Below are 19,652 nucleotides of genomic sequence, written 5' to 3' on the forward strand. Positions count from 1 at the left end.
GTAAAACATCATACTACTAAAAGACAAAGCCTTTTTTACTTTTATGATTACAAATCATTCATTATAGATGCGAAACAATGTTAAATACTAATAGTCAATCATTTATATGGGTAAATTTTAGAATAAAAAAATAATTTATTCAGAAAAAATGAAATAATTTTGCATCACCTTCAAACCTTTTACCTAAGAAAAAGCTTATCAATTTTGATTAAGTGAGTAATTATTTCCATCCTATTTATACTTGAACAATCACATGATTTTCATGTATTGCATCGTTTTGCAAACCATGAAAATTAAAGTTGTAGTAACATACAATAACTGTTCTGTGCATGCTATGATCGCACAGCTGTAGTTTTTGTTATGTACTGTCTCTTTGGTTTGTGCCCGTCATTTTCATTTATGAGCTGACCGGGCAAGTATATACTTATGCCTATACCAAGCGAAGACAATATCCAGCATACGTTTTGATATCTATTGAATGAGTCAATAGTATAAAATAAACGGATGTGCTAGTTAGGATAATACATGTTTATGTATTTCCGATTAAAGATACACAAAATATGTACTTAATATAATTTTTAATTTTTATCACAAAGAAATGAAGAGAGCAATTTTCTATTCGTATTTCAGTGCCTCGCTGCTACTTGCAGGTACTTTTATACTGAGTGTACCTCAGACCGCTACAGCACAAGCCCCGACCTCCCTGAGTTATCCGGCAACAAATGTATTTATTGCCAATGTCAGCAATGTATACCTGGCACCCAACCTTGCAGGAAATGCAGCCAGCTATACGATTTCCCCGGCCTTGCCAAGCGGACTATCGTTTAATACCAATACTGGGGTAATCAGCGGAATGCCTTTAGCAGCGAGCGCAGCCACAACGTATACCATTACTGCGATCGGTACGCCGGCTACGCAAACAACGTCGACGACAACGAGCATTCAGGTAACAAACAACTTTTTTGATAACTCCTACTCCGTAATCAGTTTTGGAGGCACGGGTGTTACCATGCTTAATGGTACTACCGGAGCCGCTATTACCAACTCATCGACTCCTGGTACGGGTACTGCAGCAAATGATGTAGTCGTATATCGCAATATCGCTAACCTAAGCGGCCAGTCTATCGACTGTATCGTAAAAACGGTTTCGGTAACTTCCGGAACAACCTTTAGTGCCTACGATCAGGACGCGGCCTCCGGACAAAACTATAACAGTAATGATGCTAAATTTTTCTCTCCTCAGGTATCTTTCCCGAATACAGGCGGTAGCATCCTCTATAACTTCCAATTTATCCTTGGCGGTACTTATACCACCGGTACAAAATCAGGACGAAATGTAACCCTGCAAAATGTAAAGATCAACACTTACGATATTGATGGTAACGGTACCACAAACTCTAATCAGTATAATGAATTCGGTGGTTTCTCAACTAGTGAAGTAGGCAGTGCAACCACATTAGAAGCACCTGTTTATAATACAGCTACCGGACTTACCACGTACCGGTCTTCTATCAGTACAAACTCTGTTGTAGTAACTGCAGATCCTACCCGTGCACGTGTTACGTACAATAACATCAGTGATTTCAGTATCCGTGTAGGTGGATTAGGTACTGCTTATTTCTTCGTAGATTTTAGTGCAGGACCGGCATTCGCCACGGCTGTATCTACAGATGTTCCGAGTGTAGACCTTAATACCGGTGTGATCGGTGTCGGCAATGCCGCCGGAGGCTGTGGTACAAACCTGAGCTTCACTCCAACCGGACAAACTAATATTACCGCTACTACAAACCTGACAAGATTACAAGTAAGTTTCCCTACTGCTGAGATTACGGATGGGGCTAATGAGCGCCTTATTGTAAACCAGGCCACGAGCGGTGGAACAATTCTTTTAAATACTGACCCATCCGGCTCTGTGGTATTAGGTGGTAATACCTATGCCGTTTCTGGATCTACTTCCAGTGATAATATACGCACGATTGTATTCCAGAAAGCGAACTTCACACTGGCTCAGGCGGAAGCATTATTAGACGCCTTACAGTATAATAATAATGCCGCTACACCCACTTCCGGAGCACGTAACTTTACGGTGAATGTACGTAATGACGCATTCCAAAGTCCTAATGCTGTGATGACCGCTACCCTGAACTGTGTGTCCATCAGCGGTAATGTATTTCATGATGTAAATGGTTTAGTAGACAATACGGTTAATGCCAGCGGTACTGCAGGCCAGTTTGCTGCAAACAGCCTTTATGTTGTGCGGGTGAACCCAACCAATAACCAGGTGATCGATGCGAAACCAATCGCAGCGGGTGGCGCGTATTCTTTCGGTACCGTAAGCCCCGGAACATACAACCTGTACGTTAGCACGACTAACCCAAGCGCAGGTACCAGCTTTACAACTGCAACATTCCCTCCTACTTATATTGCCACCGGTGAAAACCTCGGTGCAGGAGCAGGTAATGACCGTCTGGTAGATGGTAAACTGATTGTAACGATCGGTTCTCAAAATGTAACGAACGCCAATTTTGGTTTACAGATTCCTCCCACAACAACCAACAGTACCATTAATAATATTAATAATCCCGGTGGTTATAATGATTACACAGTACCGCAAAATACATTTGCCGCAACAGATGTTGACGGAACAGTAGACAGCATTGTGATCAACAGTTTCCCAACCGGTGCGAATTATATCAAAATAGGAGCAGTTGTATATACCAATGGCGGCACTTGTCCTCCACAGGTATCCAGCTGTACGCCTTGGCCTGGTACCGTTGTGGTTCCTTTCGCCTCAGGAAATCCAAGTACTGCTATTTCTGTAGATCCGTCAATTGAAGGCAATACTTCTGTAGTGATCAATTTCTCTGCATGGGATAATGGCCGCAGCCTGAGCAATGCAAGTAATGTAACCTTAAACTTTATCGGCAACAACAGCTACAGCCTGAGCGGTAATGTATGGAATGACATTAATGGTAACGGCCTGAGAGGTGCTGACGAGAACTTAGTAGCTCCGGTAGATGCCTCACAAAATCTTTATGCCTTACTGATCCAGCAGAACCGTACTTATTCCGGCGTACCTACTATCTTCGCTTCAACGGTAATCAATAGCGCAACCGGATACAGCTTTAGCAATGTACCTGCAGGAAATGATTATGTTATCCGCATTGTAGCCCGCGCTGTAGAACCGGAAAAAGGTGCTGCTGCAAGTACCGTGAGTGCCAATCTGGCGACAAACTGGACAGGCGTAAGCACTAATGCCGATGGTACGGTTACTAATAACTTGAACACTAATGACCTGAGTATTGCGATCGCTGCTTTAAGCGCGTCTAAAATAAATCAGAATTTCGGTATCGAGCGTTTACCGACTGCTACGAATGTAAACACAACTATTGCTGCTCCCGGAATAGGTACTTTGTTAACCTTAAACGGATCTAACAGTGCTTTACCGGTACCACCGGCTACGGATCCTGAAGATGGAACATTAGGCTCGGGAAGTACATTTGTTGTGGTTAGCTTACCGCAATACACAACCTTAAAATATAATGGTGTAGCAGCTACTCCAGGTCAACGTATCACGAACTTCAACCCTTCTTTGTTACAAATCCAAACCACTGCTAGCACGGTAGGAAAAACAGGAACTTCATTCCGCTTTAACTATCAGGATGCTGCCGGTATTGCTAATCCGACCGCTGCTACTTATACGATCACCTGGAATACACCACTTCCGGTGCAGTTAGGAGCATTTACTGCCCTGAAAACCGGTGAAAACGTAAGCCTGAGCTGGGATACTTATACCGAAATACAAAATAGCGGTTTCTCTGTAGAACGTAGTGAAGATGCCCGTAACTGGAAAACTTTAGGCTTTGTTGCTTCTGCTGCAGAAAATGGCAACAGCAATGCTAAATTGTCCTATTACTTCAATGATGCAACACCTTTAACCGGTGCAGGTTATTACCGTCTGAAACAAATAGACAGAAATCAGAACTTTGCCTATAGTGAAGTCAAAAAAGTGTTGTTCACTACCGATTTGGCTATCAGCATTTATCCTAACCCGGCAACGGATCATGTATCCCTTACCATTAATGACTGGAGTAAAGTAACAGAAGTAAGCGTTACCGATATCCAAGGGAAAATATTGATCCGCACTACAGATGCAAGCAAAGGATTATCCTTAGTAAATCTCGCTAAAGGTAATTATATACTGCAGGTAAAAGAAGTGAACGGACAAGTATCAAGCTTCAAATTTGTGAAATCTTAATACCCCCCCTTTATCCAATATAAATTAAAAAGATGTTGCTACTTAACCGTAGCAACATCTTTTTTTTATGCTCCTGTCCAAACAATACAGGAGGTATACTGCACAGAAACACTAATATTTTTACCATATTTTTAAATACTGCAAATCACTATCCACAGAAAAATAGGCGTACATTCAGTCAGACAACAGGGTTGTAAACCAACCCATTCGATACTGAAAAATATGCTGCAATTCACAACAAAAGGTATATTATGTGTTCCCGGTGGTTTTTATATTGATCCCTGGAAACCGGTCGATCTGGCCGTTATTACACATGGACACGCCGACCATGCCCGCTGGGGTATGAAAAAGTATCTCTGCCATGAGCATACCGTACCCATTTTACAAAGCCGTATCGGTAAGGATATTGCAGTACAAGGTATAGGATATCATCAACCGGTAACGGTTAATGGCGTGCAGATTTCCTTACACCCTGCCGGGCATATCATCGGTTCGGCACAGGTAAGACTGGAGTACAAGGGCTATGTAGTGGTGATCTCCGGAGATTATAAGCTTCAGGATGATGGCTTGTCTACCCCCTTCGAAGCTGTACGCTGTCATGAGTTTGTAACGGAAAGCACCTTTGGCCTGCCCATTTATAACTGGGCGAGCGTCGCCGTTCAAAATGAACAATTACAACAATGGGTAAGCAGCAATCAGGCTAATGGTAAAACCTCTGTTTTTATAGGTTATTCCTTGGGCAAAGCACAAAGAATTATGAAGGCGCTGGAAGGCATTGGCCCGCTCCAGGTACATTACTCCATAGCCGTGTTGAACCAGGCTTATGAAAGTGTAGGCATACGATTACCTGCTTATGAAACAGCAGACCTTAAAGAAGACCCCAAACACCTGGATAAGGGTATTGTGATCCTGCCGCCGTCCCTGCTTGATTCCCAGCTCATCCGCAAAATACCCAATATGGCCCATGCCATCTGCTCCGGGTGGATGCAGGTACGTGGTGCCAGGCGCTGGCGTAGTGCCGATGCCGGATTTGCCATCAGCGATCATGCCGATTGGGGCGGACTGCTGGAAGCCATCAATGCTACGGGTGCACAAAAAGTATATGTCACCCATGGACAGACAGCTGTGTTTACCCGCTATCTGAACGAAACCGGGATTGAAGCAGAAGAAGTACTTACGAAATTCGGTGCAGAAGAGGAGCCGGAAGAAACTGTTTAAATTGAAAAGAGATGAAAGCCTTTGCAACCCTTATTAACGCGCTGGACAGTACCAATAAAACCAATCAGAAGCTGGAGGCCATCCATCATTTCCTGGCAGTAGCTGAGGATCGGGATAAGCTGTGGCTTTTGGCACTCTTTACCGGCAAGCGGCCCAAAAGAAATGTAAATACGGCACTCATGAAGCAATGGGCGATCGCCATTGCCGGCATCCCGGAATGGCTTTTCCTCGAGTCCTATGCTGCAGTAGGCGATCTGGGTGAAACCATTTCCCTGATATTGCCCGAACCGGTACAGTATACCGAACATTCTTTATGGGAATGGATGCAAAAAATACAGGAGCTGAAATCTTTTACAGAAGAGGAAAAGAAAACATTTGTGACGGGTGCCTGGCATAGCCTGCCTCATACAGAGCGCTTTATCTTTAATAAATTACTGGGAGGCAGCTTCCGTCTCGGGGTCTCGGCACAAACCCTGATCAATGCTCTGGCTAAATATTATACCATAGAGGCCAATGCTGTAGCACACAGCATTATGGGCGACTGGAAAATGGAAGAAGTAAGCTTCGACGCACTGGTTCAGGGCCATTATACCGATACGCAACTGTCTAAACCTTATCCTTTCTGTCTGGCCTATCCCCTGGAAAAAGAACCGGAAACATTAGGCCCTTTAACCGAATGGCAGATAGAGTATAAATGGGATGGCATACGCGGACAACTGATCAAGCGAAATGAAGAAGTATTTATCTGGTCGCGGGGAGAAGAGTTGGTTACAGAACAGTTTCCCGAAATAAAAGAAGCCCTGATGCAATGGGAGGGCAATTTTGTTCTGGACGGAGAATTATTAGTGTACAAAGACCAACAGGTACTTAATTTTAGTGAATTACAAAAACGGCTTAACCGCAAAACCCTGAGTCCGAAAATGAGGCAAGACCTGCCGGTCGCCTGCTTTGTCTACGACCTTCTGGAATGGGAAGGAATGGATTTTCGCGCAAAGCCGATCATAGAAAGAAGAGCCTTTCTGGAACAATGCTTCCACAAAAACCCCTCGACTTCGCTGCTTTTGTGTGAAACAATCACCGCTACTAACTGGGAAGAGATCGCTGTGATACGTGCTGCGGCACGGTCGGTAAATAGTGAAGGACTGATGCTGAAACATAAGCATTCCCCCTATCATACCGGGAGAAAAAAGGGGGACTGGTGGAAATGGAAAATAGACCCCTATACCATAGATGCCGTACTCATTTATGCGCAGAAAGGAAGTGGTCGCAGAAGCGCCTATTATACCGATTACACCTTTGCCGTAAAGCAGGGTGATCAACTGGTATCGATAGCCAAGGCTTATTCGGGCCTTACCGATAAGGAAATACAGGAAGTGAATAAGTATATTAATCAACAAGCCATTGAAAAATTCGGCCCGGTACGAACGGTAAAACCCGAACTTGTTTTTGAGCTTGCTTTTGAAGGCATTGGCTTCAGCAACCGGCACAAATCCGGAGTGGCCTTACGGTTTCCGAGGATTGCCCGTTGGCGAAGAGATAAAACTGTAAAAGACATTGATGATATTGAAGAAATCAAAAAAATGATCCGCTAAGTGAAGAATGGTTTATTACATACACCGGGATATACTATTGTCGCCGCATGGATGCAGGCTAAAGGCAATAAGGCTTTCGGCTTCCAGAAGGAAGCCTGGAATCATTATGCAAAAGGCAATAGCGGTATGATTATCGCCCCTACCGGCTTTGGCAAGACTTATTCTGTTTTTCTGGGTGTACTGATCGATTTCCTTAACCATCCAAAGGAATATAAAGACGGGCTAAAGTTGTTATGGATCACGCCTTTGCGGTCTTTGGCAAAAGATCTTGCCAAGGCCATGCAGCAAGCGATCGAAGAAATAGGACTGGACTGGACGGTAGAAGTACGCAATGGCGACACGGACGCCCGGCAGAAAGCCAGGCAAAGTAAATTGATGCCGGATATCCTGGTCGTGACGCCAGAAAGCCTGCATTTACTCCTCGCACAAAAAGGAAGGGCACGGTTCTTTACCGCGCTGCGCTGCATTGCGGTAGATGAATGGCATGAATTGCTGGGCAGTAAAAGAGGTGTTATGACAGAACTGGCATTGGCTTTTCTGAAAAAGGAATATCCCAAACTAAGCATCTGGGGCATTGCTGCCACTATTGGCAATCTTGATGAAGCAATAGCGGTACTATTGCCTCATACCCCAGCCCGTGTGACGGTAAAGGCCCGGGAGCAAAAGAAAATAAAAATACTATCCGTCTTACCGGATGAAGTAGAAGTGCTGCCCTGGGCGGGACACCTGGGCGCTAAATTGGCACCTCAGGTCGTACCGATCATTAACCAGAGCCGGTCGACCATTATCTTTACCAATACACGCAATCAAAGTGAAACCTGGTATCAGCTGCTCCTGGCCGCCTATCCCGATTTTGCCGGACAGATCGCCTTACATCATAGCTCTATAGATGGTGCGACCCGCCAATGGATAGAAGATAACCTGAGCAGTGGCTACCTGAAAGCAGTGGTCTCTACATCTTCACTGGATCTGGGTGTAGACTTCAAACCGGTTGATACGGCCATACAGATCGGGTCGAGCAAAGGCGTTGCACGCTTTATGCAAAGAGCGGGACGCAGCGGGCATACGCCTTTTGAAGTATCTACTATTTATTTTGTACCCACCCACTCTCTGGAGCTCATTGAGGCGTCCGCCTTAAAAGAAGCCGTTAAGACACAAACTATCGAGCAACGGGAACCGCTGGTGCAGACCTTTGATGTGCTGGTGCAATTCCTTATTACCTTAGCGCTGGGCGGTGGTTTTCACGAAGAAGAAATCTTACCGGTTATACAGCGCACCTTTGCCTTTTCGGAGCTTACAAAAGAAGAATGGTACTGGTGTATTTCCTTTATTACGGTGGGTGGACAGATTGGAGCCAACTATGAAGAATTTCATAAGGTAGTGCGACAGGAGGATGGCTTGCTTACCGTAACCAACCGGAGAATTGCCATGCTGCACCGTATGAACATCGGTGTGATTGTGAGCGATGCCATGATGCGGGTAAAGTTTGTCTCGGGCGGATATATAGGTATGGTAGAAGAAAATTTCATTGCCAAATTACGTCCCGGAGATAAATTTATCCTGGCAGGAAGGGTATTAGAACGGGTAAGGGTAAAAGAAATGACGGTATACGTTCGTTCCTCTTCCGGAAGGGCGATTACGCCCAGCTGGCTGGGAGGCCGCCTGCCCCTGAGCGCTAACCTGAGCCATTTCTTAAGGCAAAAACTGGCACAATCCCTGAACCCGGACCCCGGCGAAAAAGAATTAAAATTCCTCCGGCCGCTGATCGAAAAACAAAGTCAAATGTCTCATGTTCCTGCGGAAAACGAGTTCCTTGTTGAATCCATTAAAACACGGGAAGGCTATCACTTGTTTATGTACCCCTTTGAAGGCCGGCTCATTCATGAAGTAATGGCGGCTTTAGTGGCTTATCGCATCAGCAGGCGCTACCCCATCAGCTTTTCCATGGCCATGAATGATTATGGCTTTGAATTATTTTCTGATTCGGAAATACAACTGGATGAAGACCAACTGAAACAAATATTAAGTACGGATCATTTGATGGACGATGTATTCTCGAGCATCAATGCGACGGAAATGGCCCGGAGAAAATTCCGGGATATTGCTGTTATTTCCGGGCTCGTGATACAGACGTATCCCGGGGCGCAGAAAAACAATAAATCATTACAATCTTCCTCCGGTCTTATCTTTAATGTACTGGAAGAGCATGATCCGCAAAACCTCTTGTTACGACAAGCGTATATGGAGGTGTTCAATCAAAGCCTGGAAGAACACCGGCTGATCACTACATTTAAACGCATTCATAACAGCCGCATTATCTATAAAACGGTTAATGGGTTCAGCCCGCTCAGCTTTCCTATAAAAGTAGACAGCCTGCGGCAATCATTATCCAGCGAAGACCTTGCCAGCCGGATCCTGAAATTGCAACAAGCCGGAACAAAGACCCTAAAAAAGAAAAAATGAACATCATAGCGTACCCGCTACACATACAAGAGGCGTCCCTGATCCTAACGAACCAAAGTGCTCTTTTCTGGGAGCAGGAGAAAACCCTGATTTTATCTGACCTCCACCTGGGCAAGGCAGCGCATTTTCGAAAAAACGGCATTGCCCTACCCGGCCAGCTCGCACTGCAGGACCTGTCGCGGCTGGATACACTGATCCGCCACTACGATGCAGCGAAGATCATTATTGTAGGCGATCTGATTCATGCCGGCGCCAATAAAGAAGTGCATTTATTCACCACCCTACGGCAGCAACATCCTCAGCGGACCTTTATCCTGATCCGGGGCAACCATGATCGCATATCTGAACAACACTTGAACGATATAGGCATAGACCAGGTATTCGAAGAACATACGATCCATAAGCTGAGCTTTGCACACCAGCCCTCCTCTCTTAACGGTAAATTCGTCATTTCGGGGCATATACACCCGGGCGTGGTGCTCATGTTGCAAGCCAAAAAGCGGATGCGGTTTCCCTGCTACCTTGTTAATGAACACCAACTCATCCTCCCGGCATTCAGCCGTTTTACCGGCCTGGATACGTCTCGGGTTCCGGAAGGCTCCGATTGTTATGCCTTCTATACAGAGGGCATCTTTAAAGTACCTTAAAATCCATGCTCCAACTCCGTCTTTTGATCTCTGCTCACCGATAGCCATAAGGATGATTTTGAAATAGCGAAGCAATTGTACTGAAAGTCTATATAGATCGTAACTTATTGATATAAAATACCTTAAAGTCAATAGTTATTATATTTCTACACAAGTTTTTGGATTTATTTAAAAATAATTCTAATTTTACATAACCAACTATGTAATCAATTATGAATGAAGCACTTTTTGAGCAAACAGGCAAGTCCGCATTAGGAAGCCGTTTAAGAATGTTTACGGCTTTAGTGACAGAGGACGCAGCGAAAATATATGAATCATACGGCCTGGACTTTACACCCAAATGGTTTCCCGTGTTCTTTGTGCTCGCTCAGGGCGGCGAAAAGACCATCACAGAAATCGCTGTTGACATCGGGCATTCCCAACCTTCTGTCAGCAAGATCGTTAGGGAAATGACGGATGCCGGACTGGTGAAGGAAAACCAAAAGTCTTCCGATAAGCGGCGCAATGTAGTCGCACTTACAGAAAAGGGACAATCTTTTTCTGATAAGATTATACCCCAATTGGCTGATGTGGATGCGGCGATAGAGGGTATTATTACAGAAGCCCGCCACAACCTTTGGGAGGCATTGGTGGAATGGGAATACCTGCTCGAACAAAAGTCACTGCTCAAAAGGGTGCAAGAACAACGCAAACTGCGGGAGCGTAAGGAAGTAGATATTGTTCCATACCACAGCGAACACCAGCAAGCCTTCAAGGCACTGAATGAAGAATGGATTGCCACCTATTTTGAAATAGAAGACGCCGACCGCAAGGCGCTGGACAATCCTCAATCTTATATCCTGGATAAGGGTGGAAAAATATTTGTGGCCTTGTATCATGGCGAACCAATAGGCGTATGTGCCTTGATTAAGATGGACGATCCGGAGTATCAGTATGAACTGGCTAAAATGGCAGTTTCGCCTATTGCCCAAGGCAAAAGTGTGGGTTGGCTGCTGGGCCAGGCAGTCGTTGATGAAGCCAAAAAACTAGGCGCATCAAAGCTATATCTGGAAAGCAATACATTACTTAAACCGGCCATCAACTTGTACCATAAACTCGGTTTCAAAAAAGTGGTGGGCCGGGCCACACCTTATGCACGTTGTAATATCCAAATGGAATTAGCCGTAAACAAATAAAACAAGGATTAAACTAAGTTGTATCGATCAGAAGCACGAGTTAATAAGAAAAAGCCATCAAATCCTGATGGCTTTTCTGCTTAATAACAAAGGCTATGATTTTCTGATGGAAATCGATTTACCGTTTGACCAAAGCTTGTGTATGCTTTGCACCTGATTTAAAGTATAGGTTGATCACGTAGCTCCCGGCAGGAAAATTACAATCTATTGTGGCCGTTCTGGCATACAAATTATTATTCTGATTGACTAACCGGCCACTGATATCTACAATATCAAAACCGGCGATAATATCTTCTGCATTGATTGTAACGGTTTCCTGTACGGGGTTTGGATATAGGGAAATATTCTGTGCTGAATTCATTTCCTGAACACTTAATGTATTGCCAATCTTTAATTTACAGATGGTTGCATTCGCTACATTATTGTAGTAAGAAGAGCCCACAACAAATAAATTTTGTCCGTTTGCTATTTGAAGCGCTTGCGGGTAATCATTTTTGGCACTGATATCAAGGTTAAATGACTGGCCATTGGCAAAACCGGCATCTATAGCGCCATCCGCATTTAGTCGGGTAATCACCCAACCGTAGTTATAGTCAGTAAATTCCTTCGCACCGATCATGATCAATTTACCGTTCTGTTGCAATACAAAATCTTTGTAGGGGTACGTATGACTTACCCGGCCATTGGAACCATAGGAAGCATCAGGCGTGCCATTGCCATTGACACGTAATATTACATTTGAAGTATTATGGCCCCCCATATAGTACTTACCATCCTGGCCTTTCCTGATCTGCGTCAATGTTTCAATCACATAAGGTTGTCCCGAATAAGAGTCTGTAGTCATAGAACCATTATTACCGAAAGTAAGATCATAAGTACCTTGCGCATTGATTTTACAATAAGCAAGCTTAGTATCGTACGTATCGGTAGCTTCGTTACCGACCGCAACGATACTACCATCCTCATTCTGAATGGCATTCCACAAAACAAACTTAAAACCGGGTCGTGCCAAAAATAAATAACCTGCATTACCAAACTGGGTATCAGGGGTTCCATTATCTAGTATCTGCAACAAAAAAGCCTGATCAACAGCATTCCCGCACAATAAAATAGCGCCATTAGTACGCAATAAAATATTGGCAAAATGCGTATTGGGTGACTGCAAATAAAATATACCGCTTTGTGCAAAAGACTGATCTAATGATCCGTTACTATTCAGTCGCACAACAAAGCCACGATTATCGCCAGGTCCGTTAGGGGTATGGCCACTGTACGCGGAACCGCCCACCAGGATTTTCCCATTAGGAGCGATCACAATGTCTAAAGGAAATTCAGAGGCTCCGACTGTTATCTCCGCCTTACCATTGGTTGCAAAACTTTGATCCAGTTGCCCATTCGCTAAGGTTTTCGATACCATTAATCTGTAGACACTGCTTCCCGGCGCATCAAAAACATAACCTGCCGTAAAAATATTACCCTGGCCATCCACAGCCACATTGTTCAGCTCTGAGGTAGTCGTCGTATGATGCAAAGCAATGCCCGCCGTACCAAACTGAAGATCTAAACTGGCGGTCTGCGCACTGGCGTTTAGAAGGCACAAAGAAAAAAGTGGAATAAAAAAGCGTTTCATGGATTTAAATAGTTTAGGGTGATTAAAAATTAATGCAATGCATTCATTATTAGGGATATAGTTAATAAGACGTAAAAAACTTTTGATTAATTTGTCAAACCCTATAATTTTTTAAATCACCTTCTATTATCCAATCAGATGAACTATTGAAAACAGTACCAATAGCAAGAAATGCCATTGATAAAGATGGAAAGGTATTACTGAATCGTTCTTACTGTTTAACTGTACAGGAGTAAGGAACCGGCAAAAGCAAGGCTGCTACCGATCGAGCCATAGTTTGAATTGCGGCATTCTGATGCGGCTTACAATTACCGCTGCATTGCGGTCTCTTTTGAGGATCACCTTTGCTTTTTCGTTGAAGTATTTGTGGATACTTTCTATACTGTTGATGTGAAGGATATACTGTCTGTTAACGCGGAAGAAGAATTGCGGATCAAGTTGCTCCTCCAGTTCTTCCAGCGTATATGGCACAACAATGGTAGATCCGTCCAGCAAGCTAAAATGAACTATTTTATGTTCCAGAAAAATATAGTCGATGTCTGCTACCGGAATAACCTTATACGTTTCACGATAATGGAGTAAAAACCTGTTTTTATAGCTTTTCTGTTGTGTTCGGAACATCTCCAGGATAGTACCTACATCATCGCCCGACAAGGGTGCCTGCAAACGGCTCACTTTTTCCAAGGCTTCTTCAAGTTCTTCAAGCAGGATTGGCTTTAAGAGATAGGCTGCTCCAAATACTTTGAACGCCTGTAATGCATACTCATCATATGCAGTTGTGAAAATTACCGAAGAATTAATATCTACCTGCTTAAATATTTCAAAAGACAAGCCATCTGCCAACCTTATATCCATAAAAACGACATCCGGATGAGGATGCGATCTCAAAAATGCGATACTTTCCTCGACGGTGGATAGAACCGCCAATGGCGTCGCCGCAGGATTGGTTTTTTGAACCATATTTTTCAACAGTTGGGCATTGTGCAACTCGTCTTCAATAATGATGTAATTCATAACTTAATTTATAAACTCAGCAAGGGCAATCGAACTTCAAATGAAGTTGCGGTCTCTACTATTTCAGGTTTTACGGCGCCTAATAATTGGTACCGCTCTATAATATTTATCAATCCCATGCCTGTGCCCTTATAATCAATATTAATGCGTTGCAGATTATTCTTCACCACAATAAAACCCTCACCGAAGCTATCAATCGATAGTAACAGTGGTTGTGTGTTGGTGGAAATATTATGCTTTATGGCGTTTTCAAGTAATTGCTGCAGGGTAACCGGCGGAATGCCTTTTTGCTTATCGCGCTCCAAAATACGGATCGACATTTGGATGCTTAAACCATGACGTATCTTAATGAGATGGAAATAGGTCTCCATAAATTTCAATTCCTCTTCAAGTGATACCACATCTTTCTTGCCACTGGTGAGGATATACCGGTAGACTCTTGATAAATTGGATAAAAATTCCTGAGCAGCGTGCTGATCCGTATCTATTAATTGTGTCAGGATGCTGAAATTATTAAATAAAAAATGAGGATCTAACTGCAATTTCAGCACCTCTAATTCTGACTGCAACGCACTTTCTCTCAATTGATGAGACAGGATTTGCAGTTTATTCGTTTCCATCACTTCTGCTTTCCATTTTTCAAAAAACACAAATGAATTGTAAAAACTATTGACAAAAGCGGCCACCACCAGATTGACCACCAGATAGTTCCTTACTGCCAGTTCCATATCTTTACTGGCCGGTGTGGTTTCGGGACAGATCCAATCATAAAACACATGTTCCAGATACAATAATAAAAACATACAACCCATAACGACACCTGTTGTCAGTAAAAAATGAGCCAGAACGTTGTTTTTAAAAGCCGTTTTTCTGTTTACCCAAGACGATAATAAACGGATCACCCAGAAGATAATGGCATACATTAAAATACCACCGCCAATAGTCAGGCCTATCTCTGACCATAAGGCTTCCTTGTAAAATTGCCACCAACTGCTGGCCGGATCTAAAAGATACTGTATCAAATGGGCCAATGCCATTGAAACGAGCACACCACTCCATTGGATCAGACGCTTACGCCATGACTTCATTTGCTTAGATACTATCCTGGTCATTAATTTCCACCTAAAGATTTATAAAGAGCAATGTAAGCATTTATTTCCTTCTGTATTACTGCTACATGAGCCAATTGCGCCTGAAAATAACCCTGTTGTACCACCAATACCTCCAGATAATTAGCTTCACCGTATTTATAGAGTAATTGTGCGTCGTCCATGGCCTGTTGCATCGCAACCTTCCTGTTTGTGGCTTCTGATAGCTGCTCCTTAAGGTATTCAATATTACTCAGCGCAGTACTCACCTCCTCAACTGCTGTCAGTACCGATTTCCGAAACAGGTGCACGGCCGCTTCACGCTGATGTATGGCTTGTCCATAAGCCGATTTGATGTTTCTTCTATTAAAAATCGGCTGTGTTAACCCGGCCGTAGCCGTTCCAAATAAGGATGCCGGAATGGAGAACCAGTTGAGTGCACTGATCGCATTTAATCCTCCCTGAGCCGTAATCTTAAAACTTGGATAAAAATCGGTTTTAGCAATACCTACTCTTGCATTGGCCGCCTTTAAGGCGAATTCCTGTTGTCTCACATCTGGCCGGTTCGCCAATAAATGGGCTGGTAAACCTGCACTAAGGCTTGTTGTAAATACGCCATTCTGTAACGATTGGGCACGCTTCACTTCACCCGGATAACTACCGGCTAAGGCTTGCAGCGCATTTTCCTGCGCCTTGATGCTGGCCCTGATCTCCGGTATCAAAGCCCTTGTTTCGGAGAGCTGGGCTTCAAACTGTTTGACGGCTATACTATTGGCTTCACCCACGGAGTATTGTACCTTCAATAATTGCAGGGTAAAGACCATAATTTTTTCTACTTCCTGTGTGATTTTTAACTGCTCGTCTAAACTGAGCAAATTATAATAGAATTGCGCCGTCTGGGCAATGAGTTGTACCCGAAGCGCCCTTCGGTATTCGCTTTGTGCCATATAATTTGACAGGGCCTCTTCCCGCTGCCTTTTTAGTTTGCCCCAAAAATCAATATCCCATGAGATGGCAGGTGCAAAATTGTACTCCTGAAATAGTAATCCTCCCGAAAAAGATCCTAACATACTGTTTTTGGAAAGTCTTTGTGCCCCGGCATTCACCTGCAAATTAATATCGGGCAGGTAATTGAGCTTCACACTTCTGAGTACTTCCGATGTTGTCAGCATGTTTTCGGAAGCAATCAGGAGATCAGGATTTTTTTGCATCATTTTATCCAACAAAGCCACAAGCGCCCCATCTTTGAAAAATGCTGCGTATACAGGCATTTCAAGCATAGGCTCATCGGCAGGATTTGCTTTATCACGGTAGGAAGCCGGTAGCTCCAGCTCGGGACGGGAATAATCTTTTGTTATTTTACAAGCCTGCAGCAGAGTAACTCCTACTGCAAAAGCAATACTATATTTTTTAAATCCTTTCATCATTTCTTACTTTTTACTGCCTGATATTTTTTCCTGCAGGCTTTGGAAAATCATATATAACACCGGTATGATAAAGACCCCCAGGAGTACGCCACTCAACATACCACCCGCTGCACTAATACTAATCGACTTATTACCGATCGCAGTACCCCCTTTTGCAAACATCAGGGGTACTAATCCTGCAATAAAGGCAAATGAAGTCATCAGGATGGGACGCAAACGCATTTTTGCACCTACGATACCGGATTGAAATACAGATAAACCTGCTTTCCTTTGCTGTACCGCAAATTCCACAATCAAAATAGCATTTTTGGCGAGCAGGCCGACCAACATAATTAAGGCAATCTGTACATAGATATTATTATCGATTCCGGTCCATCCTGTGGCCAGAAAAACACCCAGAATACCGGTCGGTAAAGAAAGCATGACGGCCAAGGGCAATAAATAGCTTTCATACTGAGCCGCGAGTAAGAAGTAGACAAACAAAATACTCAATCCGAAAATAAAGATCATCTGGGCGCCGGAATTACGCTCCTGAAGGCTCAATCCTCCAAACTCAAAGCTGTAGCCTTTCGGCAGTTCTTTTTTCAATACCTCGTCTATTACGTTCATCACTTTACCACTGCTGACACCCTCCCCGGCATTGACGTTTACATTGATGCTGTTGTATAGATTATACCGGCTGATCACTTCTGGCCCATAGGTCTTTTTGAGCCTCACAATTGTAGATACAGGTACCATTTGGTTGTGCCGGTTACGAATCATAAAGTTGTTCAGCGAAGCCTCATCTTTGCGAAACTCAGCCTCCGATTTCACATTAACCCGGTATAATTTCCCGAAACGGATAAAATCTGTAGTTTGAGCGCCCGTCAGGAACAGTTGTAAGCCATCCATTACTTCTTTTGGGCTGAGCCCCAATTGCGCTGCCTTATCTTCGTCTATGATGACTTCATACTGCGGATAATCACTCCTGAAAGTTGTAAAAGCACTACCGATCTCAGGGCGGTTATTCAGCGCATTGATCACCTTTTTGCTCACCGCTTCAAAATTTGAAATATCACCAGAGGTTCTGTCCTGAAGTACAAACTCCACCCCTCCTGCGGTACCAAATCCCTCTACTGCAGGATTACGAAAAAGAAGCAATTCTCCCTTTAATTCGCCTTTCAAGGCGGCCTCAATTTTCATCATCACTTCATCGATATCGGAAATTTTGCCGCGGTCTTTTGGATTTTTAAGGGTGATGAAACCCATTGCCGAATTGGGTGATGCCGATGAGCTGAACATGTTGAATCCGGAAACGGTACTCAGGCTTTTCACTTCCGGCATCGCATTAATAATTTTGGTGGCTTTCTCCATTTCCTTTGTGATATACTGCAAGTTGGCTCCTACCTGCAGGTTAAGCACAAAGGTTAAGTTGTTGTCATCTTCTTCCGGAACAAAACCTTTCTGAGCATTGTTCATAAGGAAAAACGCAGAAACAGTAATGAGTCCCAGGGCCGACAAGGCAATGAGTTTTCTCTTTCCCAGATAGCTTACTGCTTTTATATACTTATGCGTCAAACGTTCAAAACTTACATTAAACGCTTCTGAAAATCTTTGGGTGAATTTTTTCTTTTCCCCTCCGGCGGCTGCATGCTTATTTTTAAGCAGCAGGGCACATAGTGCCGGGCTTAAGGTGAGGGCGTTAATCGCCGAGATCAGAATCGCGATGGCCAGTGTATAGGAAAACTGCTTGTAAAATACACCGGCGGGGCCTTCCATAAAACCAACCGGCAAAAATACGGCCGCCATCACCAGGGTAATGGAAATAATGGCACCGCTGATCTCACTCATAGCAGAAGTGGTCGCTTGCTTCGCATCTTCGCCGGTCTGCTGCATTTTGGCATGTACCGCTTCTACCACAACAATGGCATCATCTACCACAATACCGATGGCAAGCACCAGGGCAAATAAGGTCAATACATTAACAGAAAAACCAATGAGGTACATAAAGAAGAACGTACCTATAATGGATACCGGTACCGCTATTGCCGGAATAAGGGTGGAACGAAAATCCTGTAAGAATACCAACACAACTAGAAATACAAGGAAGAATGCTTCTACCAATGTCCATTTCATCTGTGCAATGGAGGCATCGAGTCGATCCTTCATATTCTGGATTACTTCAAAACTAATGCCATCCGGCACTTCTGATTGAAATCGCGTTAATGATGCTTTAACCTCAATGGCTATATCGTTTGCATTGGAGCCACTCGCCTGAATGACGGCCAAAACCACTGAGGGTTTACCGTTAGTATAGGTATCGCTTGTGTAGGTTGAAATCCCAAATTCGACTCGTGCAACGTCTTTCAGGCGGAGAATAGCACCATCGGTTTGGGAACGCAGGATAATCCGTTCAAACTCTTCGGGCTTGTTCAACTTCCCTTTATAACGAAGCACATACTGTAGTGGTGCATCGCTCGATTCCCCTAAGCTTCCGGGCGATGCCTCAAAGCTATTGTTTTGGATCGCTGTTTCCACATCAGCAGGCACCAATCCGTAAGCGGCCAGCTTTACCGGATCGATCCAGACCCGTAAGGAATAATCTTTGGAACCGTAGAGGTTGACATTACCTACACCCGGAATCCGTTTCAGCTCGGGTATCAGGTTGATCTTGGCATAATTCTGCAGAAATGCTTCATCATATTTATCGGGCAATTCACTGTTGATGCTCACGAGCATCAGATTGCTTGTCTGCTGTTTTGTGGTCGTAAGACCCAGGCGTATCACTTCCGGAGGCAATTGTGCATTAGCTTGTGCCACACGGTTTTGTACATTTACGGCAGCCTGATCGGGATCTACCCCCTGCTTGAAGACAATGGTTACCGAAAAGGCACCATCGTTGGAAGCATTGGAGGTCATGTACTGCATCTGCTCTACCCCATTGATGGCTTCTTCTAAGGGAGTCGTAACCGAACGAACGACACTCTGGGCATTGGCACCGGGATAAGTCCCGTATACAAAAACCGTTGGCGGGGCTATTTCAGGAAACTGTGTCATCGGAATGCGTTGTAAGCCAACCAATCCTAATAGCACCAATATAATAGAGATCACCGTGGCCAGCACGGGTCTTTTAATCATCTTACGTAACATTTTTGTGCCTA

General features: G+C 44.0%; 11 protein-coding genes. 6 read left to right on the forward strand and 5 right to left on the reverse strand.

Features of this window, described 5'->3' with window-relative positions:
- Positions 1 to 598: 598 nt before the first annotated feature.
- From DBR32_RS10465 to DBR32_RS10490, 6 genes are all read left to right on the forward strand, one after another.
- Complete coding sequence (locus DBR32_RS10465; protein ID WP_124636259.1) at positions 599 to 4,258, forward strand: T9SS type A sorting domain-containing protein; 3,660 nt, start codon at positions 599 to 601, stop codon at positions 4,256 to 4,258.
- Between the two features lie 222 nt (positions 4,259 to 4,480).
- Positions 4,481 to 5,476, forward strand: coding sequence for a ligase-associated DNA damage response exonuclease (locus tag DBR32_RS10470; protein ID WP_124636260.1), 996 nt, complete (start codon positions 4,481 to 4,483; stop codon positions 5,474 to 5,476).
- Between the two features lie 11 nt (positions 5,477 to 5,487).
- Positions 5,488 to 7,068 (forward strand): ATP-dependent DNA ligase, encoded by a 1,581-nt coding sequence (locus DBR32_RS10475; protein WP_124636261.1) that lies wholly within the window; start codon positions 5,488 to 5,490, stop codon positions 7,066 to 7,068.
- The gene (locus DBR32_RS10480; protein ID WP_233559713.1) at positions 7,069 to 9,531 is read left to right on the forward strand and encodes a ligase-associated DNA damage response DEXH box helicase; all 2,463 of its coding nucleotides are present in this window, start codon (positions 7,069 to 7,071) and stop codon (positions 9,529 to 9,531) included. It begins immediately after the preceding gene.
- Entirely contained in the window at positions 9,528 to 10,178 is a 651-nt protein-coding gene (gene pdeM, locus DBR32_RS10485; protein WP_124636262.1) for a ligase-associated DNA damage response endonuclease PdeM, read from the forward strand. The genes DBR32_RS10480 and pdeM overlap by 4 nt, the downstream gene beginning before the upstream one ends.
- A 212-nt stretch (positions 10,179 to 10,390) precedes the next feature.
- Positions 10,391 to 11,353, forward strand: a complete 963-nt coding sequence (locus DBR32_RS10490; protein WP_124636263.1) for a helix-turn-helix domain-containing GNAT family N-acetyltransferase — start codon at positions 10,391 to 10,393, stop codon at positions 11,351 to 11,353.
- Positions 11,354 to 11,471: 118 nt separating this feature from the next.
- Here DBR32_RS10490 and DBR32_RS10495 read toward each other — a convergent pair whose 3' ends face one another.
- The 5 genes from DBR32_RS10495 to DBR32_RS10515 all read right to left on the reverse strand — a co-directional run bounded on the left by DBR32_RS10495 (position 11,472) and on the right by DBR32_RS10515 (position 19,641).
- On the reverse strand, positions 11,472 to 12,983 hold the full coding sequence (locus DBR32_RS10495; protein WP_124636264.1) for a T9SS type A sorting domain-containing protein: 1,512 nt from the start codon (positions 12,981 to 12,983) through the stop codon (positions 11,472 to 11,474).
- Positions 12,984 to 13,241: 258 nt separating this feature from the next.
- Positions 13,242 to 13,997: a LytTR family DNA-binding domain-containing protein gene (locus DBR32_RS10500; RefSeq protein WP_124636265.1), complete on the reverse strand. Its 756-nt coding sequence runs from the start codon at positions 13,995 to 13,997 to the stop codon at positions 13,242 to 13,244.
- Between the two features lie 8 nt (positions 13,998 to 14,005).
- Positions 14,006 to 15,085 (reverse strand): sensor histidine kinase, encoded by a 1,080-nt coding sequence (locus DBR32_RS10505; RefSeq protein ID WP_233559714.1) that lies wholly within the window; start codon positions 15,083 to 15,085, stop codon positions 14,006 to 14,008.
- Between the two features lie 23 nt (positions 15,086 to 15,108).
- Positions 15,109 to 16,512 carry an efflux transporter outer membrane subunit gene (locus DBR32_RS10510; RefSeq protein ID WP_124636267.1) on the reverse strand — a complete coding sequence of 468 codons (1,404 nt, stop codon included), beginning with the start codon at positions 16,510 to 16,512 and terminating at the stop codon, positions 15,109 to 15,111.
- Between the two features lie 3 nt (positions 16,513 to 16,515).
- Entirely contained in the window at positions 16,516 to 19,641 is a 3,126-nt protein-coding gene (locus tag DBR32_RS10515; RefSeq protein WP_124636268.1) for an efflux RND transporter permease subunit, read from the reverse strand.
- Between the last annotated feature and the right edge of the window lie 11 nt (positions 19,642 to 19,652).

Origin of the sequence: Taibaiella sp. KBW10 (assembly GCF_003852495.1) — a bacterium.
In the GTDB taxonomy this organism is placed as follows: domain Bacteria; phylum Bacteroidota; class Bacteroidia; order Chitinophagales; family Chitinophagaceae; genus Edaphocola.